This window comes from Nonomuraea jabiensis (genome assembly GCF_014204795.1).
GTDB lineage: Bacteria > Actinomycetota > Actinomycetes > Streptosporangiales > Streptosporangiaceae > Nonomuraea > Nonomuraea jabiensis.
Genome location: NZ_JACHMB010000001.1, coordinates 9166595 through 9187999, shown reverse-complemented (window position 1 = coordinate 9187999; position 21405 = coordinate 9166595). Strand labels below are relative to the sequence as shown.

Here is a 21405-nt window from a genome sequence, read left to right as displayed (position 1 = left end):
GGGCGGGGTGGATGAAGAGGCGAGCGTGTTCAGCCGACGGTGAGGACGAGCTTGCCGCGGACATGCCCGGCGTCGCTGACCTGCTGGGCCGTGGCGGCCTGGTCGAGCGGATAGGCGGTGACGGTGGTGACGACCTTGCCGGTGGCGGCGTCCTGGGCCAGGGCGGCCAGCCGGTCGGACGAGGCCTCCGAGGGACCGCGGGAGAAGGTGACGCCGAGCTGCTGCGCGCGGAAGTCGGCGATGGTGACGATGCGGTCGGTGCCGCCCCGCAGGGTGATGGAGTCCTCAAGGGCGCCCTTCCCGGCCAGGTCGAACACCGCGTCCACGCCGTCAGGGGCAAGCGCCCGGACCCGCTCGACCAGGCCCTCGCCGTACACGGTCGCGGTGGCGCCGAGCGAGGCGAGATATTCCTGATTTCCGGGGCCGGCGGTGCCGATGACACGTGCTCCGCGAGCCGTGGCGAGCTGAACCGCCAGGGTTCCGACCGCTCCCGCCGCGCCGTGCATCAGCACGGTCTCCCCGGCGGCGACACCCAGCAGGTTCAGGACCCGCTCGGCGGTCTCACCCGCCACCGGCAGCGCGGCCGCGTGCTGCCAGCCGAGGGCGGCGGGCTTGGGGGCCACGATGGTGGCCAGCGCGTACTCGGCGTACGAGCCGGTGTCCGACCAGCCCAGCACCTCGTCGCCGACCTGCACGTCGGTCACGCCCTCCCCCAGGGCGTCCACCACGCCGGCGAGCTCGCCCCCGGGAACGGCGGGGAAGGTCGTGGGGAACACGGCCTCCAGCATCCCGGAGCGCATCTTGCCGTCCAGCGCGTTCAGCCCGGCAGCCTTCACACGGACACGGACCTGCCCGGGGCCGGGCTGCGGGACCTCGATATCCGCCTCGCGCAGTACTTCCGGGCCGCCGAAACGGTCGAACACGATGGCTTTCATGACCACTCCTCACGTTGCGCCACACATTATGTGGCTAGACACATAATCACCGTAGCAAGGAATATGTGGCTAGCCAAATATTTGCTGCCGCCCGAACCGCGAGATCGACTGCGGCCGGCGCGGAGCCGCCTGATCACTGCGACTGCACGGGCGTCATGGGAGCTACCTGGAGCTGCCGGCTTCTACTGCTCCTGCTGCGCGGTGTATTACCCCGGGCAGACGCTCGCCGTCATCGTCACGCGGAAGGAAGACGGTCAGCCCATCCACCTGATCAACCATCTGTAAGTACTGCGGAGACCAGCCGATCACCCGCCGATTCTGGAGCCGCCGCGCCATGACCACCGCTCGCCGCCAGGACTTCCTCTCCCGGCACGCCGCGCCCCGTGCCGGCACCGTCGACGATCACATGTTCACCGTCGAGCGGACGGGCTACTCCCCGGCCACCTTCCGCCTGCAGCTGTTCACCGCGCCCGGCGTGCGCCCGGTCGCCGTACTCACTCAGACCGATCGGGAGGGAACCTCCCTGTCCAGGGGGCCCGGGACTCTACTGACGGGTAGCTACGCTAAGGACGGACCCCTGGTACTGATCTTGAAGCCCGCCTGCTTCAGGGCGTCGAGCTGGCTGTCCAGCTCCTGCTGCGCGGTGCTGCACCGGGCATAGCCGACCCGGGTCGGTCTGGCCGCGGCCGCCGCCGACGCGTCCACCGCCGGGCCCGCCTGCCAGCGGCGGCCCGGCCTGCGCTCGGCCGGGGTGCGCACCTCCAGCTCGGTACGCAGCTGCGGCACCAGCATGAAGCGCGGCGTGTGGTACTTGGGCGCGACCTTTCCGCCCCGGGTCCGGCAGGCGCTGCCCGCCGGTGCCGCACACATCGGGCAGTCGAAGGCTTCGACGGCGGCGGCCGGATCGGCGAGCTCGGTCATGTCGCAGAACCTACCGCAAGCGATGTTCTGAGAAGACAGTTTTGCGAGAGGTTCTGAGAACGAAGATCGAGGATAAACCGGACATGGTCCCGGCGTTTGATCATCTTCTCAGAACTGACCATTTCTGAGAACACAAACAGTCACGACCACTACACAGAGCTACCATGCGTCCGATCGCTCCGACCCGAATGGCGGGCCCAGACGATGGTGGCGGGCCGTCGGCCTCCGACTCCGCAGGAACATTTGTCCAAGACTGATAGTCAACCGCCCATGCATAGTCTCCGCATGAATGAGTACGACATTGAGCACTCGCATGGGATGCACGTGGTCCATGACGGCACGCGGCAGGCGCCGCCGTTGCTGCTCATCCACGGATCGGGGGCCTCGGGCGGCTTCTGGGGCCCGGTGGTCCCGGCGCTGGCCGGCCACCATCACGTCATCCGGGTCGACCTTCCGGGTTGCGGCCAGTCCCCGCCCGCGCCGTCGTATGACGTGCCTGCCCAGGCGCGCCAGGTGGCGGCGCTGCTGGACGACCTCGGCCTCCGTCACGTCGCCGTGGTCGGGCACTCCAGCGGCGGCTACGTCGCCACCGCGCTTGCCGAGCAACGTCCCGACCTCGTGGGTTCGCTTGCGTTGATCAGTAGCGGCCCGAGCCCGGATGCGCTCCTCCGGCAGCCGTTCATCCTTCGGGTGCTGCTGGCCCCGCCGTTGGGCCCGCTCATGTGGTCGAGGCGTTCGGATGCGATGATCCGCAAGGGGATCAGCGCGACGGCCGCTCGCCCGGTGGACCTCCCGGACGACGTGGTCGCCGACGTACGGGGCATCACCTACCGCGTGATGAGGACGGTGCTGCGCCGGAACACCGCCTACATCGCCGAACGGAGCATGCCGGAGCGGCTCGCCGCCCTCCAGGTCCCCGTTCAGGTGATCTTCGGCTCTGCCGACCCCCGTTGGGAGCCGTCGTCGGCGCACCGGTACGACGCGGTGCCGGACGCACGGGTCGAGGTGCTGCCCGGCGTCGGGCACCTACCCATGCTGGAAGCGCCAGAGACGGTCGGCAAACTGCTGCTGAGCTTCACGGCAACGGGCCGCCGACAACCCATGATCCCCGATGCCTAGACTGGCCATGTGTTGCCGACCGGTACGCCACCCGGCCGGGCGTGGGTGGACGTCGCGGTCCCACGCCCGTCGGTTCGGCTGCCGGGGGTCAGCATGGCCGGGTTCCGCCATCGTGCCCCGGCCTTGGTGGACATCTCCATGGTCGCGTACCCGTCCGTCACCCTGCTCGTCGATCTGAGCGAGGGAGAAGGCGTCGTCTACGAAACCCATGGCCGCCACGAGCGCGGCAGTGTCGTCGTCGGGCTCCTGCCCGGCGATCTCCGGGCGGCTGGCCGGGGAGCCGGCCAGTGCCTCCAGATCCGCCTGGATCCGGTCACGGCAGCTGCGTTGTTCGGCGCATCGACCGAGCTCAGCGGGACGGTGGTAGCCCTTAAGGAGGTCTGGGGCCGCGACGCCGAGCGAGCCGAGGACAGGCTGCGCGCCGCCGCGTCGTGGGACGAACGCTTCACCATCGCGGTGGACATCCTCAGCCGACGGCTGGGCGCCCACCCACCGGTCGATCCGCAGATCGCCTACGCCTGGCGGCGGACGCTCACCAGCCGGGGGCGGGTGCGGGTCGACGGCCTGGCGGACGAGGTCGGCTGGAGCCGCAAGCGCCTGTGGTCCCGTTTCCGGTCCCAGCTCGGCATCACCCCCAAACGCGCCGCCCGGCTGGTGCGCTTCGACCACGCCGCCCACCTTCTCGCGGCGGGTCACGCCGCCGCCCGCGTTGCCGGCGAGAGCGGCTACGTCGACCAGTCCCACCTGCACCGGGAGGTCGCGACGTTCGCCGGGCTCACGCCCACGGCCCTGGCCGCCGCGCCGTGGCTCGCGGTCGACGATGTCGCGTGGCCGACTTCATCGCCCGCCGGCGCAAGCGCGCCCTCCTGCGAACGCCGGCCCAGACCCCGCCGAGACACGAGCGCGCGCGGGCGGCGATGTTGAGGAACAGGGTCAGCCGCTGGTCGCACCGCAGAGGGCCGACGTCGCTACGAGGTTGAAGCGTCTGCATATTCGCGGCCCGCTCGTGCCGGATGGCTCGGACGACCGCCGATCAGGCCGAGATGAACGGCTCTGTCAGGTGCGGTGTCGCCAGGTGCAGTGTGGTGCCGGTCTCGTGGCCGAGCATGCGCTTCCTTGAGTGCCTGGCCGCCTCAGGGTCGAGCTCGTGCGAGTAGGCGAGCTCGGGGTGGAGCAGTTGGAGCGCGTGCACCAGGAGGTCGCCGGTGACGAGCGCCAGCTCGCGCCCGTCGGCGACCAGCACGCTCTGGTGACCGGGCGTGTGGCCGGGCGTGGCGACCGCGCGCCCGGCGCGCAGCGGCGTGTCCCCGTCGAGGAGCCGGAGCTGACCGGCCGCCGAGAGCGGGTCGGTGAGGGTCTCGCGTAGCTGCGGGTTGAGCGCGTCGAGCGCGTCGAACTCGGCCCGCTGGAGCAGGTATTCGGCGTTCGGGAAGTAGGGGCGGCGGTCGCCGGTCGCGCTGCCGGACGTAGGGGCGCCATCCACCGCGCCGCCCATTGACGGGACAGCCGCCTCGGTCACGACCGCCCATCCGACGTGGTCGGTGTGCAGGTGCGTGAGCACCACGGTGTCGACCTCGGCCGGATCTATGTTCGCGGCGGCGAGCGACGCGGGGAGCACGCCGGGCACGGGCGCCCACGAGACGGCGGGGCCGTCCGCCGGGCCGATTCCGGCGTCCACGAGGGTGAGGCTCTTATCGCTGCGGATCGCGTATGCGCGGAACTGGAGCCGCCAGCGACCCTCGGCGTCGACCGCGCCCGGGTCGTACCGGTCGGCCTCGGCCCACTGACCGGCCGTGGCCTCAGGGAAGGCCTCGGCGCGCGGGGAGAAGAACGGGCCCTCGCCATCGGCGAGGGCGATGATCTCGGTCGAGCCGATCCGCAGGTGAGGAACGCTTAGGGACATGGCCGCGATCCTGCCATGCCATGCACGCGACTGATCATTCGCCCTGCCACCAGCACCTGAACGTGCTGCGCTCGCGGACCACGGCCTGTGCGGTCCGCTCCTTGCCCCGTACGACAGGGCACGCCCACGCGCGGGAGGTCCTCACGGACCTGGAAGCCGCCGCGCTAACGCCGCTGACCGTTCCATTGCTGCTCGCCCCCGTTCTTCAGGCGCGGGACCGTCCGGCACTGACTGTTCGAGAACGGCTGTTCGGGCATTGTGCGGCTCGATTCGACCCGCCCGAAAGACCAGAAACACCCGCATGCTCACCATGGTTGGTCGCGGGCGGCCAGCCCGTGCTTGGTGATGAGCGCGGCCAACGCGGTGCGCAGCACGATGATCCGGGCGGCGGCGTCCGTGCCGTAGATCCCGACCGTCACGGTGGTCTCGGTGGCGTGGAAGGTGGTGCGGCGCCCCCGGCCACTCGCCAACATCCTGCAGGACAAGGCCGCCAACCCAAGATAACCATCGCAGGTGGCGGAAAGCTTGATTCTCACCTATCGGGGTGTGCTGCAGGCCCCCCGTGTCCACCGGACGGTGGACGGCAGGTACGACCGGACGGTGCTGTCGCCCGCACACCCTGCCGGACCAGGCTTGACGCATGAGCGAACTACCCGTGCGGGCCGCGTTGTGGAGCGCCCGGCACCCCTGGCGCGCGATCGCCGGCTGGCTGATGTTCGTGGTCCTCTGCCTGGGCGCCGGCATGACGCTCGGCACCCGCGCCGCCGCCACCGAGGATTACCGGGTCGGCGAAGCCGGCCGCGCCGAGACCATGGCCGCCGAAGGAGGGCTGCAACGCAGGCCCGAGGAACAGGTGCTGATCACCGGCCGCGACAGCGCCCGGCTCGACGCCGCCGCGCGGGAGGTCAGGGCCAGGATGGAGCGGCTGCCCCAGGTGGAGGGCGCGGCGGCGCCCGCACGCTCCGCGGACGGCGGGTCGGTCATGGTCCGGGTGACGATGCGGGGCGCCGAGCTGGACGCCCAGAAACACCTCGATCCGCTGGCCGCGCAGACGGCGGCGGTCCAGGCCGCCTTCCCGGACCTGCGCGTCGAGGAGACCGGCGCCCCCTCCATCAGCAAGGGCGTCAACGCCCAGCGCGGCGCCGACCTGGCGCTGTCCGAGGCGATCACCTTCCCGGTGACGCTGGTCGTCCTGCTGCTGGTGTTCGGCTCGGTAGTCGCCGCGTCGGTACCGCTGCTGCTCGCGTTCTCATCGATCGCCGCGGCGATGGGGCTGTCGATGGCGGCCTCCCACGTCTTCCCCGACGCCGGCGTGGGCAACAACGTGATCATCCTGATCGGCATGGCCGTCGGCGTCGACTACTCGCTGTTCTACCTCAAACGGGAGCAGGAGGAACGCGCCCGCTCCGGTGGCGGGCTCGCCCCCGAGGCATTGGTGAAGCTGGCGGCGGCCACCTCCGGACGGGCCGTCGTCGGCTCCGGACTGGCCGTGATCGTGTGCGGCGCGACCCTCTACCTGGCCGGAGACGTCATCTTCTCCTCCCTGGCAACCGGCACGATCGTGGTCACGCTGGTGGCCGTGGCCAGCTCGCTGACCGTGTTGCCCGCACTGGTGGTGGTCATCGGACGGCGGCGGGAACGGCGGCGGGAACGGCGGCGGGAACACCGCCGCGGGCCGGACCGCTCCCGAGCGCGGCAGGGCCGTGTCCGGGGCGTGCTGCTGAGGGCCGCGAGCAGGCATCCAGCGATCACGCTGGCCGTCTCGGCCGGGGCGCTGCTCGCCCTCGCGGCCCCACTGCTGGGCCTGAGACTGTCGGACATCAGCCTGGAATCGCACTCGCGGGAGATCCCGGCCATGCGGGTGCGCGACCGGCTCGTCGCCGCGTTCCCCGAGACGAGGGTCACGCACCAGGTCGTCGTGCGCGCCGGCACCGAGCAGGCCGCGCAGGTGCGCCAGGCCCTCGGCGAGGTGACGCGGCGGACGCGGTCCGACCGGCTCTTCGCCGGCGAGCCCCGGCTGCGCGTCTCGGCCGACCGCCGCGTCAGCGTGCTCGCCCTGTCCGTCCCGTATCGCAACGACTCGCCGCAGGGGCGCGCATCGCTGGCGCAGCTCAGGGACGGCTACCTGCCCGCAGCCCTCGGGCGGGTGCCCGGTGCGCAATGGGCGGTCTCGGGCGACGTGGCGCGGCTCACGGACTACGCCGCGCACCAGAAGAGCAAGCTGCCGCTGGTGCTCGTGGCGCTGCTGCTGGTCACGTTCGCGATGACCGTGGTCCTGTTCCGGTCATTGGTGCTCGGCCTGCTCGGCATCGTGCTGAACCTGCTGTCGGCGGGTTCCGCGCTCGGGCTGCTCGTCCTGGTCTTCCAGGGGGCGTGGGCCGAGGGTCTGCTGGGGTTCGAGTCCACCGGGACGATCGGTTCGCGCGTGCCGCTGTTCCTGCTGGTGATCCTCTTCGGGCTGTCGATGGACTACCAGGTGTTCGTGCTGAGCCGGATCAAGGAGGCCGCGCTGCGCGGCGTGCCCACGCGGACAGCGGTCCTCGACGGGGTCGCGGGCTCGGCGGGCGTGGTGACCAGCGCCGCCGCGGTGATGGTGACGGTGTTCGCCAGCTTCGTCTTCCTGCACCTGATCGAGATGAAGCAGATCGGGTTCGTGCTGGCGGCCGGCGTGCTGCTGGACGCCTTCGTCATCCGCGTGCTGGTGCTGCCGTCGGCGATGCTGCTGCTGGGCGAGGCGAGCTGGTGGCCGTCGCGGCGGGTCCGCTCCGCGGCTGGGGACGTGCGGGGCAGCGCGCCCGCCCACGTAGGTTGAACCCTATGCCGCCTTCCTTGACAGGCCCGTTCTGGGAGAGGACCCTACAGCGCTGGAACGCCGTCTGCTGGGCGCTGTACGGCCTGCTCGCCGCAGCCATCGTGGCGCTCGACCCGCCCGGCGAGGCCAAGATCTGGTCGCTGGTGCTGATCGGCGCGGTCGCCGGCTCGTACGCGATGGTGGTGCGCTTCCCAAGGGTGCTGCGTCCGCACGCGTACCTGGGAGTGCTGGTCGTGGCCCTGAGCGGCCTGGCCTACCTGCGCCCCGGGTACGCGGCACTGTTCATGGTGACGCTACCGCACTTCTGGATCTTCGCCGGGTCGTGGCGCGCTGCGGTCGTCTTCAGCGGCGCGGGCGCCGTGGGCACGCTGGCCACCAGCGTCCTGCGGGCCGGGTGGAGCGCGGAGTTCTTCACCTCCAACGTGGTCTCCACGCTGATCGTGTACGCGGCGAGCGTCCTGATCGGCACCTGGGTGCACCAGGTGGTCGAGGAGAGCCACGAGCGCGCCCGGCTGCTCGCCGAGCTGGAGCGCGCCCAGGCCGAGCTGTCGCGGGCGCACCAGCGCCAGGGCGCGGCCGACGAGCGCGAGCGGATGGCGCGCGAGATCCACGACACGCTCGCGCAGGGCTTCGCCTCGATCATCGTGCTGGCCGAGGCCGCGCGCTCCGGGCTCGACCGGGCCGACGGCCGCAGCGCCCAGCAGTTGCGCTCCATCGAGTCGACGGCGCGCGAGAACCTCGCCGAGGCCCGCGACCTCGTCGGCTCAGCGCGGCAGTACGGCGGGGCAGCCGCCGGGTCCGTGGCGGCGACGTTGCGCCGCACCCTCGACCGCTTCACCGAAGACACCGGGCTCGCCGTCACCGCGGAGCTGGCCGAGATCAACTGCGACCAGCAAACCCGCATCGCGCTCCTGCGGTGCACCCAGGAGTCCCTGGCCAACGTACGCAAGCACGCGCGAGCGTCCACGGTGGGCGTCGTGCTGGCGCAGCAGCCGTACGGGGTCGAGCTGGAGATCACCGACGACGGCGTCGGCTTCGAGACCGCGCGGTCGCGCGGCTTCGGCCTGGACGGGATGCGCAAGCGGCTGGCCGAGCTGGGCGGCGAGCTGGCCGTGACGAGCTCGCTCGGCGACGGCACGCGCGTCTGGGCGATGATTCCCCTAGAGAGCGAGCCCCTGACATGACAGCCCGTGACGTGACAAGGACATCTGTGGTGCGCGTCGTCGTGGTGGACGACCACGCGGTCATGCGGGCCGGGGTCGTCGCCCTGCTGGCCGCCGAGCCGAGCATCAAGATCGTCGGCGAGGCGGGCGACGGACGGGCCGCTCTGGAACTGGTGGAACGGCACGACCCGGACGTGGCGCTGCTCGACCTGCGCATGCCGGTCCTGGACGGCGTGGCGACCACGACGGAGATCGTCGCCGGACACGCGAGCACCCGTGTGCTGATCCTCACCACGTACGACACCGATGAGGAGATCGAGCGCGCCGTGGAGGCCGGCGCCATCGGCTACCTGCTCAAGGACACCACCCGTCAGCAGCTCGTGGACGCCATCCACGCGGCGGCCCGCGGCGAGACGGTGCTGGCGCCGAGGGTCGCCGAGAAGCTGATCGCCAAGCTGCGCAAACCCGCGCACGTCGCGCTGACCTCCCGCGAGGCTGAGGTGCTCAACGGGGTCGCCGACGGCCTGACCAACGCCGAGATCGGCGACCGGCTGGTGATCGCGGAGGCGACGGTGAAGACGCACCTGCTGCGGTTGTTCGCCAAGCTGGACGTCAACGACCGCACCCGGGCCGTGGTCGTCGCGCTGGAACGCGGCCTGCTGCGCCGCCCCCCGCACTGACGAACTCCGGTAGTAATGGCTGTGACTCCAACGATGTTGCTGCCGACCTGCGAAGACTTCTTGAAAAATACGATCACGGGGCGGCTGGCCAAGCTCCGTCCGTCCCCACCGCTCGCGTGTACTTGGTAGCAGCTTCCATAACGGCAGGCCACTTACCGCGCCGTCACCGGCGAACGGGTCCGTCAACGGGCATCCGATGGCGCACCACGGCAGCTCCCGTCCATCGTGCTCGGCAAGCCTGACGCCCTGGACGAGGTGATTGAGCTGGGCGCGGCGTTCGCCCCGAGGAGGGCGACTTCGAGCCGCGCCTCTTCGACTCACCCACCGAGGAGCCGACCCGGCTGCCGTCAATCGGGGCCTACCACCGGCACGTCGGAGTCATCTGGAACGGCGGAGGACGCTCAGCCCGGGGCGGGCCACAGGCGGATGGTGCCGTCCGCGGACAGGCTGGCCAGCCGCCGGTCGTCCCAGCTGTAGCGCACGCTGAAGATCTCCCCGGTGTGGCCGGTTAGGGTGAACCTCCGGCCGGTGGCGAGAACCCGCACCTCGACTGTCCGTTTGTCGGCGGATCGATCGGCGACCTGGTTCCCCCGAAAGTTCATCGTGCCCCGGTCGGCGGGGATGGCGGCAGGTTTCGTCTCGCCGGTGTCGAGGTCGATGAGGCGGGTGATGATCCAGCCGCCGTCGATCCTCGTCTCCGCGACGACCGCCGTCCGCGCACCGGGCACGAACCATGTGCTCACGCCCTGCGTCATCTCAACGGAGCTCACACGGACCCGTCGCCTGACGTCCCAGTACTCGATGCTGCCGCCCCGGTCCAGGCGCAGGCTCCGCCCGTCGGAGCTGAGGGCGACGCTTGCCACGCGGGCACCGGTGTCGATGGAGCCGAGCAGCCTGCCGTCATCCAGGCTCCATAGCCGGATCTCCCCGTTCGCGAGCACGCCTGCCAACACACCGCCGGCGATGTGCTGGTCGAGCACGCCGGTGAAGATGAAAGTGCGCTGGTCTCCCCACAGCCGTCTGACCGCCAGGGAACCGCTCGGGCGACTCCAGCGGATCAGGTAGGACCGACTCCCGTCGACCGGCACCACGGGCTCCAGGTCGTACCCGGGCTTCGGGTTGTCCCCGTGTAGGGGGCCGTCGATGACCTTTCCCGTCGCGGAATCGAACAGCCATATCTCCACGCCGGCCTTCACCGTCACGAGAATCTTGCCGTCAGGCGTGAAGTGCGGTGAGCCGGCGATGGTCCCGTCGTCGATGCGGGCTCCCGTGCGGGCGTTCCACAGCGTGAGCTTGTCGCTGCCCGGCACCTTGATGACGAGCACGCCGCCGTCGGGGCTGAACGTGGGGATGTCGATCTCGGTCCCTGACGCCAGGGGCCTGCCGATCCGGGTGCAGGTGCGCGGCTCCCACAGTTGGAAATTGTCGGGCTCTAGGCTGGTGAGCAGGACGCGACCGTCAGGGCTGAAGTCCAGCGTGCGGGTCGTGGCGGCCGTTTTGGGCAGGACGGTCCTGCACAGTTCCGCCCCGGTCCGCAGGTCCAGGATCGACAGGTTCACCGGCGATTCGAGCGCGGCCACCAGTCGACCCGCGGTGCTGAAGGCCACCTTACCGGCGACGGGCAGGCTGCGGCCGATGGGACGTCCGGTCTCCAGGTCCCACAGCCGGATTCGCCCGTCCGTCTGCTCCACTGTCATGGTCCGGTTGTCGTCGAGAAAGTGCATGCTCTTGGCCACACCGGTCAGAAAGGTGCGAGAGGAACTGTCGGGCGGCAGCGTGCGGACCAGGGCGACGCACACCACCAGCGCGGCGGCGAGACCCGCGAACGCTGCGATCCTGCTGCGCCCACGCCGCCGCGGGCTCCGCTCAGGCGGCCTCAGCGCAGTGCCGGCCAGCCAGTCCTGCATCCGGATGTGCCGAAACCGGTACTCCCCGCCGAAGTGCTGCAGGAACCCCTGCCGGTGCGCGTCCTCCAGGAAGGCCACGAACCGCCACGGCAGGTGCCCGCGTAAGGCGAGCACGAACCGCACCCATACGAACCGGGACCAGGCCCGGGTGAGGAGCGTGAGCGACGCGAAGACGATCCCCGGCAGCAGCACGACCGCGCCCAGCAGCAGCGGGTCGCTCCACTCCTCCGGTAAGACCGACGCAATCAGCTCGCTCAGCGACGGTTCTCCGGACCAGCCGGTGGCAAGCATCTGCAGGGTCCGCACCGCTATCAGCGCCACGATCAACGCCGGACCCGCTCCCAACCCCACCACGGCGCCCGCAACCGCGGCCGAGACCAGGCTGGAGCGCCGGTCCTCGACCAGGAGCGCCACCGGCCCCGCCTCGCCCGACCGCTCCGGTGAGCCGCCCAGCCACCGGTGTACGGCCAGCGCCAAGCCCGTCACGACCATCACGGCCAGGCCCATGGCCACGGCGGACAGGTAGAACTCGGTGTTCTCGGGCGGCCAGCCGTACGCGAGGGTGATGACTACGCCGACGCCGATGAGGACCGGCAGGACTGGGATGGCGGCCAGTGCCAGGCCGGTCGCCATGCCCCTGCACAGCCGGGCGGCCCACCCGGCCGCGGCGGGGGCGAGCCGTCCGGGGGGGCCGCCGCGTCCCCGGCATACCAGGCGATGATCGCAAGAACCGCGAACCCGCCGCCGATGTACGCGCCGGCCAGCAGCGCGGTGTTCAGGCCAAGGTCCTGCCAGCCGCCGAAGGTCAGCATCCACGCCCAGGACAGCAGCGTGAGCGCGACACCGCAAAACAATGCCAGGCCGATGACCGCCCAGGGCGACAGCAGGCGCCCGCTCAGCCGCCACCACGCCAGCTCACGCTCGCGATGCTGGTGCAGGTGCCCGGCCAGGTAGGACAGCCAGCGCCGCGAGCGGTCGGGCTCGCCGACGGCGGCCCCGACGAGCGCGTCCTCCACCGCCGCCCGCGACGTCAGGCGCAGCACGGGATCGAGGTCGCCACCGCGCTCGCAGACGGTCCGCAGCATCGACACCGTCAGCGGCGTGGCCAGCGCCGCCTCCACCGCGCCACCCGGATGCGCGTCCAGATGCGCGTAGAGGGGCTCCAAGCGGGCCGGGTCAGCCCAGTCCACAGCGCGCAGGTAGGCCGTCACGTCCTCGATGTCCAGCGGTTCGAGCTCGATGACCGGCGCCCGGCGTAGCGGCGGGCTGCCGGTGCCGATGAGTTCGGCGTACTCGGCCGTACGGCAGGCGAGCACGATCGGGCGGTCACGGGCAAGCGCCTCGTTGACCGCCCGGACCGCCAGACGCCGGATGAACTCCGGCATCTCATCCAGGCCGTCGACGACGGGCAACAGCAGGTCATGCTCGAGCAGACTGCGCGGTATCTCCCGCGCCCCGCTGTAGTACGCGACGGCAAGGGTCCGCACGATCCAGTCCCCCAGCTTCTCGCGGGTGGGGTCCCAGGAGACCGCCGACAGCAGGAGCGGCACCCGCTCGCCCGGACGCCACTCCTCCAGCAGCCCGCGGACCAGCATGAACGACAGCACGCTCTTGCCCGCGCCCGGCTCGCCCAGGATGACCAAGCGGCCGCCGGCGATGCGCCGATAGTGCGCGGCGAGGTCGCGGATGGCGCGCCGGAAGCCGACGTCGAGGCGGTTGCGCTTACGCTCCCTGATCCGGCTACCGACCGGCGGGGCGGGCACACCGTCGCCGAGTTCCGGCGCCGCGCTCGTCCACGACAGTGGCAGGAGCTGCGGCCTGCTCAGGGCGTCGTCCCCGGCGACCGCGGCGGCCAGGATCGTCTGCTTCAGGTAGCCCGCGTGCATGACCGGGTCGGTCGGGCGGGGTCCCGAGAGGCTGTCGTCGCGGCGGCGGCCCTGCCAGCGCCGCAGCACACCCGCCAGGGCCAGCAGCAGCGTGCACAGGCTCACGACGAAGCTGAGCACGCTCGCGCGAGCGTCGTTGACTTCCAGGCCGTCGCCAGCCATCCACCAGGCGACGGCGCCCACGAGCACGAAGGAGACGATGAAGAGAAAGGCCCACGATCATCGCGGCATGACCGCATTATCACGCGGCGGACGAGGCCCTCACCGGCGAAGCGGCGGCCTGATGCCGCCAATCTCCCAGTCGCCGCCGGACGCCGTGGAGATCACCTCATCCAAGACGCTGGGCTGCACGCCGTACTCCTCGGGGATCGGCACGGGCCTGGCAACGAGGTGGATGCGCAGGGTGCCAAGGCCCTCCACGCCGACCTCCACCACCGCGGCCAGTATCTGGGTACCGAGAAGATCAGCCGACATGCCTTACATGGCAAACAAGATCATATCGCTCTGAACTGCAAGAAGAGGCCAACAACCCCAGACCGCACCGCATCGCGCCCCAGTCTGCGCATCCTGTGGAGTCTCATTTCTCACCCAACAGCCGCCGGATGGAGGCGGTCCAGCAATACATCGAGGCCCAGCACGAGCGGGCACCCGATAACGGGGCCCATTACCTTCGGACACATCGACATGTGTCGTGCGGTGACCGTTCTGCTGAGGGTGTTGCTTGATGTTGTAGTTGAAAGCAACGAATCAAAACCGCCCCCCTTTACAATGTAGATTTCTGTTGCCAAGTTCTGCTGGGGCCCATCAGCAACCGGGTCACGGAAGGTGCAACCTGGGCCACCAAAACTGGCACCTCGTCCGCAGAGAATGAGCAGCTCGTCCCGCCCTGCCGGTTCCGCCTATCGCGACCTGGCTCACAAGCAGGCCGCCGCGCTTGCCGAGTGTCTGGAGGACCGGTGCACCACCTACCGCAACGCGGCACAGCTCACGGTGCCGGTGCCGGACCGCGTTCAGGCCCTCGCCACTGTGCCGAACCCACCGGAGAGCGTAGCGATGTTGGCGATACCCAGATCCGCCCAGAGGAAGGCGTCCGGCACGGTGATCGGGGCATCCGGTACGCCGACGGTGGCGTGCAGGAACCACGCGCCGTCCCGCCACAGCAGTTTGGACTCCCCCTTGCGGTGCTTGGCCAGCAGCGCCTACTGCCGGGATGGCCGCGGATGCTCCATCGGGCTCCGGCGGCTCGCCGAAGCCGGGCCGTGCGTGATCGAGAGGCCGGACGCCATGCTCCGATCGCCAGTTGGTGTAGGACCATGGATCGTGACCAGGCCGGCTCCCCCACCGACCCGCACTGGAGCGAACGGCTGTCGCAGCTTGCCGCTGCCTGGAACTGGGGCAGGGCCGCCGCCTGCTGCCGCCGGTTCAGCGATCCCGAGCTGGACCGGAAACTCACCTCCGCGCTGGAGGAAGCCGAACGCGCCGTCGGTGACATCACCGCCGAGCTGGCCGCCGAAAACGCCTGGCTGTGCTGCCTGGCCCGGATGACGCAGGAAGAACGTCAAGGCCTGCAGGCCTACAAGAACCGGGTGAGCGACCTGGGCAAAGGCACGAGCAAGCGCTACGCCGAGCGGTACCGCCAAGGTGTGCGCGATGCCATGTCGCTCGCGCGGGACGCGGTCCCGGCGTGGATCATGCCGTTGCCGCTGGTGGTGGAGACCATCCGGCCCGAGCCGGACTGCTTCGACGTCGTCATCGTCGATGAGGCCAGCCAGATGGGGGTCGATTCGGCCTTCCTGCGCCGAACAGGCGGGAGGCGAACTTCTCGGTGGTGTCGCGCAGCTTGGGCCGGGCGATGGCGATCGGGCCGCTGGTGGTCTTGACGGTGGTTGGGCAGTGGCCGTTGCGGTGGCCCGGCCCCACCACGGTCCCCCTCGTCGGGTGCCCCGCTTCATTCTCGACCACGAACTCGACCAGCTAATGCCCGTGATCGACGAGATCCCCTGCCCGTTCCAGCGCGCCGCACTGCTGGCGGTCCGATGGTCCGGGGCTCGCCGAGACGAGATCCGCAGGCTCCCACTCGACTGGCTGGACCGCTATCCCGACGGAACACCTCGGCTCCGGCTCTCCGGCCCGCAAGGCCTGCAAGGAACGGATGGTGCCCCTCCCCCAGGTGCCGCCGACGCTCTCCAGCAGCTCATCGACCTGCGCAGACCTGGGCGAGACAAGCCGTTCACCGACGAGCGCACCGGCGAACAGATCCGCTATCTGTTCGTCCGTCACGGCAAACTCCTCTCCAGCTCCTACCTGTTCGAGACTCCGCTCCAGAAGGCCAGCAAGGCGGCTGGCCTGGTCGGTCCGGGTGGCTGGAAGGGCAAGAAGCGCGGCACCGTCTCCGCGCACAGATTCCGGCACACCTTCGGCGCCCAGCTCGCCGAACGCGGCGCCAAGCTGCACACCATCGTGAAGGTCCTCGGCCACTCCTCGGTCTCCAAGGCGCTGGTCTATGCCCAGGTCAGCGACCGCGAAGTGCTGCGTGACTACAAGTCCGTCCTCGAAGCCGGCGCCGTCGTCGCCGGCCTCGCGGCTGAGGAGCTGAAGTCCGGGACGCTGCCCGCCGAAGCCGTTGACTGGCTGCAGAGCAACTTCCTCGAGACTGAGCTCGAGCTCGGCCACTGCCGGCGCCTACCCGCCGAAGGCCCCTGCGAGTGCGACCTTTACCTGACCTGCGCCACGTTCGTCACCACCCCGGACTACGCCCCACGACTCCGGGCCCGCCTGGAGGTCGAGCAGCAGCTCGTCCAGGACGCCGACGAACGCGGCTGGACCCGCGAAGTCGAACGGCACACCGCCGTCGCCCGCCGTCTCACCGGCCTGCTCACCGACCTCGGCGAGACCACCGATCCGGATGACAGCAACTCTTCAGGAAGATCATCATGCACGTCGACGGACTGAGGAGCGCTTTTATCTGAACTGATTTCCATAGGGCGAGGGAATCGAGTTGATTGGCCGGATTGCACACTGGTAGAACATGGCGATGCTGACTGGAAAGCTTGTTTGCCTACGCGCCGTCGAGCCCGCAGATTTCGAGAGCATCTGGCGCTGGAGTCACGACCCCGAAGTGGCGCGCTGGATGAGCAGCGGCTACCCCGAGTCGTACGTGCAGGCACAGGAGCGGCTGGCAGCGGCGCCGCGCAACGGCTATGAGAATTGCCGGTTTGTCATCGAGTCGCTCGACGATCGGCGCGCCGTCGGATTCGTCCGCCTTAGGGATGCGAAGCCGGAGGTCGGGAATGCCCAGCTGGATATCCAGATTGGCGAAAAGGATGTCTGGGGTCGTGGCTTCGCCACTGAGGCGATGCGCCTGATGTGCAGGTACGGCTTCAACGAAATGCGCCTGCACCGGATCACTCTGGACTTCGCGGCAGAGAACACTGCAGCGCGCCGAGTTTACGAGAAGGTGGGCTTCGTCGAGGAGGGCCGCGTGCGCGAGTGCTTCCGCCGTGATGGCAAGTGGCACGATATGATCCTTATGGGCCTCCTCGAAGGCGAACTCCGCGACTGATCCGTTTCGTTCCGCGTCGCCGCGCCTCGTACGGCATCACCCACCGCACCCATCCCCGAAGATCGCCCGTGTTGGTGGCCAACACTTTAAGTCAGGTCAGGACACGATCGATCGGCAGGCATGAGCAGGCGACAGCCCTTGACGTGTCCATATGAACAGCGACGACGTGTTCGGCCTGGTCCACCTGCTGGGCATGCAGTACCGGCCCGCGCTGGCCGATATCCCCATCCTGCGTGTCGTGGTGTCGATCTACACCGGCGAGATCCGCGCCTACGACGTGATGCGCATGATCCAGCGGGACGGTAACCCGACCCCGCTCGGGGAAGCGATCGCCCACTACAGGCGGATCTTCAAAACCCTCCATATCCTCACCTACGCCGTGGAAGAGCCCTACCGACACGACATCAAGGGCATACGCAACCTGCAGGAGTCCCGGCATGCACTGGCGGGGGAGATCTTCCACGGCCGCAGCACCATGATCTCGACGTCCTTCGTCGCCTCTCTCGGCCCAGCAGCACCCACCCAGCCGAACAACCGAATTATGATCAGATACAGCAGACGGACAGACACGAGAACCGATCTTGCCCGTACCGCCGCATAGGTCGACTTGCAGGTCAAGCGCCCTGCGATGACTTTTGAAGAGGGACCGCGAGCTGCCCCTGCTGACGTTGGCCCTGTTCGGGGGCCTCACCGGCTACTCCCTATCCGACGACCTGTGGTCCGGCGCCGGTCTGCGAGTCACCGAGGGGGTCGTGATCTCGTTGTCCCTGGTGGGGACGTACATCAGGTTCTTCCTGTCTGGCGTTACGGGCCGTACACGCCCGCGGCGCGGATGTCTCGGCGGATGAGGTCTTCGTTCCGGCGGGCGCTCTTAGCGGCCCCGCGTACGGATAGCGCGTGGCCGCCTCGGTGGGCTCCCGGAGAAGACCGAGTGCAAGAAAGAGACCCCGCCGCCGGAGAAGGCCGTATGTGACCCGCGTGCTGGATCACCCCTGTGGCAACTTGCCCTCACGTCCAGCGGGGGCGGCGGGCGACGTAGACCACCGCAGGTGGCAGGTTGCGCCAGACCGTCGTGCTGGTCACGACCTCTTCGAACTCCGTCCGCAGGTCACCGAGCAGCCGCTGGGCCGGGGCCGCCCAGCGCGTCCAGTTGTAGGCGAACTGCGTGTAGACCCCGGCGGGGGCGAGCGCACGCGAAATTGACTGGATCAGGGGAGGCTCTCCTGCGTAGGCGACCCACGGCAGGCCGCTGACCATGACGTCCACCGGCCCGATGCCACGCTCCGCGAGCAGTTCGGGCAGGTGAGTGACGTCGTCGCAAACCACCTCCACCGACGGGTACGCCTGCGCGATCCCGTCGGCGAATCTCTCGTTGAGCTCGACCACGACGTGCCTGCCGCGGCCGGCCAGCCGTCGCTGGATGGCCGAGGTGAAGGCGCCTGTCCCCGCGCCGAGCTCCACCACCACCGGGTCACCGCGCTCCGGGACGCCCGCCACCATGCGCTCCGCCAGCCACGCCGAGCTCGGCACCACCGAGGCCGTACGCAGCGGCGATTTGACGAACTCCCATAGGAACCGGCCGCGCTCGAGGTGACGGTGCCTCTGATCGATTGCCATAGTCCATACCCCCGGCCAGATCCTGCCGTACCGGAACACATGTGGCACAACGTGCATAGAGCTCGGAGGCGAACATCAACGGTCGTCCAGCTCCCCCGCATTGTCGGATGGCCGGTGCCCAGCAGTCGTTCGCAGGCCGCGAGCGTGGCCTCGTACAGATCCGGCGGCGCGGCCGCGATCACTAGTATCTGGCCGCTGCCGAAGGCATCGCACCTGTGGTGTCGGACCTGCGACGCAGCGCGAGACTTGACGTCCTTGTCCCGGTCCCCCGCAGCACAGTGAAGGCATTCGGCCGACATTGTCCGCAGGCGCTCTCAGGTAAGAAGATTCAGGCTGGGACGGGTGCGGACGCGCCGAGTCCCTGAGACGATCACTGCCGAGGCCGCCACCGCGATGGTCGCCACCAGGGCGGTGAAAGCGGCCATGGTGGTCGAGTCGGGGTAGATCAACGGCTCGCCCTTGAGCGCCTGCCAGGTGAGCAGCACGATCATCCCGCCGAATCCGGCGCCCGCCACCCTGACCAGCCCCAGGCGCACACCCTCGTCGCCGAGAACGGGCAGCCTTTTGCTCAGTGCCCGCATGCCCACGAGTAGGAGAGGTACGGCCTGCAGGGCGTGCAGCCCGACGAAGTGGGCCACGCGCAGGTCGCCGCCCGTGGTGCTCCAGCCGACGATCGGCAGCCCCGGCCCGCCGTCGGGGACGCCCACGCTGTGCGCGCCGGAGATGCCCCCGGCATTGGAGGTGGTTCCCACCATGAAATAGGCCTCGGCCATGCCCATGACGCACAGCACGAGCCCGAAGCGAAGCGCCGAGGTCGTGGGCCTGTCGCCGAACCGCTGCAGGAGCACCAGACCGGTGATGACGATGGTGATCACCCACAGGGCCGTGACCAGGGATCCCATGAGGCCGAAGATCGCCGCATCCCCAGGGGTGCTCACGTTGAAATGACTCTGCCGTCCCCGCGCCGCCTGGACCGTGATGAGACCGACTCCCACCATGCTCATGAACGCGATCACGTCGCCGAGCCGTTTGGCGAGCGTCGAGGCTCGGCTCAGCAGGGTCAGCAGCCAGGCCAGCGTCAGGGAGTAGACGCCGAACGAGACGGCGAACTTGAACGGCTTCAGCCACACCGGCGCCCCGAGAAGTGTGCGGTCATCGACGATCAGGCCGACGAGGCAGGCCACGGCCAGCGCAATCAGCATGCCGCAGAAAATCGTAAGCATCCGGTGCAGGCCGAGCACGCGGCGGAGGAGCGCTCGCATGGGATCTCCTGTCATGGCTCTGCGTCCAGGCTGTCGCCCGGGACGGTGGGGCGGCGTCGGATGGGGTTTCGCCCGATGCGGGCTGAATCGGGGGCGGTTCGGACAGGGTTTCGCCCGGCGAGGGCAAGAGCGGCGTCGAGCCGGACAGGGCGATGGGCAACTTGCTCGCCTTGTTGACGGCGTCGATCCGCGAGACCGCGCCGAGCTTGCCGAACACGTTGCGCAGATGCCGTTTGACCGTGCCCTCGGTGATGGACAACTGGGCGGCGATCTGGCGGTTGCTGAGAGCGAGCGCGACCAGCGACAGCACCTCCTGTTCCCGCTCGGTGAGCACACCGGTGGGAGAGTCGGGAGGCATGTTCCAGGAAAGGGCTTTGGACAGCAGAACGGTGACCCCGTGCCGGCTGCGGTGCACGCTTCGGATGGCCATGAGCAGGTCGTGGCGTGCGACGGCCTTGTGGAGATAGCCGCGGACGCCGAGTTTGATCATCTCCTGGACCAGACGCGGATCGTCGTGCATGCTGACCACGATCAACTTGGGTTGGGGACGGACCCGCAACAGGCGCGGGATGGCGTATGAGGGCACGTGTCCCGGCATTTCCACGTCGAGCAGCACGACATGGGGGCGGACCTGAGCGGTCGCGGACAGCAGGTCGGCGCCGTCCGCGGCCTCCGCCACCACATGGATGTCAGGCTCGTCGTCGAGCATGTCCCGTAATGCGTGCCGCAGCAACGTGTGATCATCTGCGATGAGCACTCTGATGGGGTTAGCGGGCGTGGTGGCCATACGGGTCCAGGAGAGGGATGTGGATACGGATCAGGCATCCTGCGGCCCGGGGACCGGTGATCTCAAAGGTCCCCTCCAGAGCCTCGACGCGGGCCCGCATCGAGATCAGGCCGCCGGCCTGGCGGGGTATCTCGCAAGCCAGGCCTACTCCGTCGTCCTCGACGACTGCCGAGACCCGGCCGGGCGCGATGTCCAGAACGGCGGTCACGCGGTTGGCCCGGGCATGCGCGAAGGCATTGCGCAGGCCTTCGCGCATCACCATGAAGATCTGGTCTCGGTAGTGAGCCGAAAGCAGCGATTCGTCGCCGCGAACGGTGAGCTCGACATCGCAGTACGGCTCCGCTTTGCTGATGAAATCCTTCAGCGCCAGCTCGATGGTCGTCTCGATCTCTCGCGGCCGCAGACCGGCGACCAGCAGCCGCGTCTGGTGATAGCTCTCTTCCAGCGCACGCCGGATGTCGCTCAGCTCTGGTCGGCTCTCCGGTCTGCCGTGGCGGGTCTCGTACAGCTCCAATCTGCGCAGCGCCAAGCTGATGCCGGCACCGACGCGATCGTGGAGCTCTCTCGCGAGCCGTTGGTGCTCGGCGGCCCGAGCGGTGCGCGACACGCTCGCCAGCGCGCTCAACAGAAGGTCGGATAACGATCTGTGTTCAGCGCAGGCCGTCGACGGCTGCTCGGCAGGTCCGGGCGTACTCGCCGGTGCCTGACCGTCTGGCTGGCAATCGCGCGGTATTCCGGATATGCGAGTTGAGAAGATCTCGTCCGGACTGGGAAGTGTCGTGCATTCAAATCGCTTCACCATATTCCCCCGGGATAGCGACAGAGGATCATTCGGGCCAAATCCCCCGATC

Annotated in this window: 20 protein-coding genes and 1 pseudogene; 9 read left to right on the top strand and 12 right to left on the bottom strand. The window is 69.4% G+C overall.

Going from position 1 to position 21405, the window contains the following annotated elements; genetic code table 11:
- Positions 1-29: 29 nt before the first annotated feature.
- Both HD596_RS41840 and HD596_RS41835 read right to left on the bottom strand, forming a co-directional pair.
- On the bottom strand, positions 30-935 hold the full coding sequence (locus HD596_RS41840) for an NADP-dependent oxidoreductase (protein ID WP_185074955.1): 906 nt from the start codon (positions 933-935) through the stop codon (positions 30-32).
- A gap of 558 nt (positions 936-1493) precedes the next feature.
- A complete protein-coding gene (locus tag HD596_RS41835) occupies positions 1494-1856 on the bottom strand; it encodes a zinc finger domain-containing protein (RefSeq protein WP_185074954.1) in 363 nt (120 codons plus the stop codon).
- Positions 1857-2141: 285 nt separating this feature from the next.
- On the opposite strand from HD596_RS41835, the gene HD596_RS41830 reads away from it, so the two are divergent.
- On the top strand, positions 2142-2975 hold the full coding sequence (locus HD596_RS41830; RefSeq protein ID WP_185074953.1) for an alpha/beta fold hydrolase: 834 nt from the start codon (positions 2142-2144) through the stop codon (positions 2973-2975).
- Between the two features lie 9 nt (positions 2976-2984).
- The gene (locus HD596_RS41825) at positions 2985-3899 is read left to right on the top strand and encodes a helix-turn-helix domain-containing protein (RefSeq protein ID WP_313046310.1); all 915 of its coding nucleotides are present in this window, start codon (positions 2985-2987) and stop codon (positions 3897-3899) included.
- A gap of 109 nt (positions 3900-4008) precedes the next feature.
- Here HD596_RS41825 and HD596_RS41820 read toward each other — a convergent pair whose 3' ends face one another.
- Together HD596_RS41820 and HD596_RS41815 are read right to left on the bottom strand one after the other, a co-directional pair.
- Positions 4009-4878: an MBL fold metallo-hydrolase gene (locus HD596_RS41820; protein ID WP_185074952.1), complete on the bottom strand. Its 870-nt coding sequence runs from the start codon at positions 4876-4878 to the stop codon at positions 4009-4011.
- Between the two features lie 305 nt (positions 4879-5183).
- Positions 5184-5351 carry a hypothetical protein gene (locus HD596_RS41815; RefSeq protein ID WP_185074951.1) on the bottom strand — a complete coding sequence of 56 codons (168 nt, stop codon included), beginning with the start codon at positions 5349-5351 and terminating at the stop codon, positions 5184-5186.
- A gap of 167 nt (positions 5352-5518) precedes the next feature.
- Here HD596_RS41815 and HD596_RS41810 point away from each other — a divergent pair, with 167 nt between their 5' ends.
- Genes HD596_RS41810 through HD596_RS41800 form a run of 3 tightly spaced genes read left to right on the top strand, consistent with a single transcriptional unit; the run spans position 5519 to position 9533 of the window.
- Complete coding sequence (locus HD596_RS41810) at positions 5519-7690, top strand: MMPL family transporter (RefSeq protein WP_185074950.1); 2172 nt, start codon at positions 5519-5521, stop codon at positions 7688-7690.
- Positions 7691-7707: 17 nt separating this feature from the next.
- Positions 7708-8874, top strand: a complete 1167-nt coding sequence (locus tag HD596_RS41805; RefSeq protein ID WP_221519773.1) for a sensor histidine kinase — start codon at positions 7708-7710, stop codon at positions 8872-8874.
- A gap of 11 nt (positions 8875-8885) precedes the next feature.
- The gene (locus HD596_RS41800; protein ID WP_313046309.1) at positions 8886-9533 is read left to right on the top strand and encodes a response regulator; all 648 of its coding nucleotides are present in this window, start codon (positions 8886-8888) and stop codon (positions 9531-9533) included.
- A 401-nt stretch (positions 9534-9934) separates the two neighbouring features.
- Here the strand turns inward: HD596_RS41800 and HD596_RS41795 are convergent, their stop codons facing one another.
- The 4 genes and pseudogenes from HD596_RS41795 to HD596_RS66175 form a co-directional block, all read right to left on the bottom strand.
- Positions 9935-12073: a WD40 repeat domain-containing protein gene (locus tag HD596_RS41795; protein WP_185074947.1), complete on the bottom strand. Its 2139-nt coding sequence runs from the start codon at positions 12071-12073 to the stop codon at positions 9935-9937.
- Positions 12010-13515, bottom strand: coding sequence for an NACHT domain-containing protein (locus HD596_RS41790; RefSeq protein WP_185074946.1), 1506 nt, complete (start codon positions 13513-13515; stop codon positions 12010-12012). Before HD596_RS41790 ends, HD596_RS41795 begins: the two co-directional genes overlap by 64 nt.
- A gap of 72 nt (positions 13516-13587) precedes the next feature.
- Positions 13588-13800, bottom strand: a complete 213-nt coding sequence (locus tag HD596_RS41785) for a hypothetical protein (protein ID WP_185074945.1) — start codon at positions 13798-13800, stop codon at positions 13588-13590.
- 1317 nt (positions 13801-15117) lie between these two features.
- A pseudogene (locus HD596_RS66175) lies at positions 15118-15255 on the bottom strand (IS256 family transposase); the annotation flags it as partial.
- Positions 15256-15264: 9 nt separating this feature from the next.
- On the opposite strand from HD596_RS66175, the gene HD596_RS41780 reads away from it, so the two are divergent.
- The 4 genes from HD596_RS41780 to HD596_RS65830 all read left to right on the top strand — a co-directional run bounded on the left by HD596_RS41780 (position 15265) and on the right by HD596_RS65830 (position 17736).
- Positions 15265-16278, top strand: coding sequence for a tyrosine-type recombinase/integrase (locus tag HD596_RS41780; RefSeq protein WP_221519771.1), 1014 nt, complete (start codon positions 15265-15267; stop codon positions 16276-16278).
- 76 nt (positions 16279-16354) lie between these two features.
- Complete coding sequence (locus HD596_RS41775; protein WP_246555239.1) at positions 16355-16888, top strand: GNAT family N-acetyltransferase; 534 nt, start codon at positions 16355-16357, stop codon at positions 16886-16888.
- A 151-nt stretch (positions 16889-17039) separates the two neighbouring features.
- Positions 17040-17489, top strand: a complete 450-nt coding sequence (locus HD596_RS41770) for a Tn3 family transposase (RefSeq protein WP_185074943.1) — start codon at positions 17040-17042, stop codon at positions 17487-17489.
- A gap of 34 nt (positions 17490-17523) precedes the next feature.
- Positions 17524-17736 (top strand): cytochrome b N-terminal domain-containing protein, encoded by a 213-nt coding sequence (locus tag HD596_RS65830; protein ID WP_185074942.1) that lies wholly within the window; start codon positions 17524-17526, stop codon positions 17734-17736.
- A 160-nt stretch (positions 17737-17896) separates the two neighbouring features.
- On the opposite strand, the gene HD596_RS41760 is transcribed toward HD596_RS65830, so the two are convergent.
- From HD596_RS41760 to HD596_RS41745, 4 genes are all read right to left on the bottom strand, one after another.
- Positions 17897-18505: a class I SAM-dependent methyltransferase gene (locus HD596_RS41760; RefSeq protein ID WP_185074941.1), complete on the bottom strand. Its 609-nt coding sequence runs from the start codon at positions 18503-18505 to the stop codon at positions 17897-17899.
- Between the two features lie 314 nt (positions 18506-18819).
- Positions 18820-19767 (bottom strand): hypothetical protein, encoded by a 948-nt coding sequence (locus tag HD596_RS41755; protein ID WP_185074940.1) that lies wholly within the window; start codon positions 19765-19767, stop codon positions 18820-18822.
- Positions 19658-20554, bottom strand: a complete 897-nt coding sequence (locus tag HD596_RS41750; RefSeq protein WP_185074939.1) for a response regulator transcription factor — start codon at positions 20552-20554, stop codon at positions 19658-19660. Before HD596_RS41750 ends, HD596_RS41755 begins: the two co-directional genes overlap by 110 nt.
- Complete coding sequence (locus tag HD596_RS41745) at positions 20535-21179, bottom strand: sensor histidine kinase (RefSeq protein WP_185074938.1); 645 nt, start codon at positions 21177-21179, stop codon at positions 20535-20537. The genes HD596_RS41750 and HD596_RS41745 overlap by 20 nt, the downstream gene beginning before the upstream one ends.
- Positions 21180-21405: the final 226 nt, after the last annotated feature.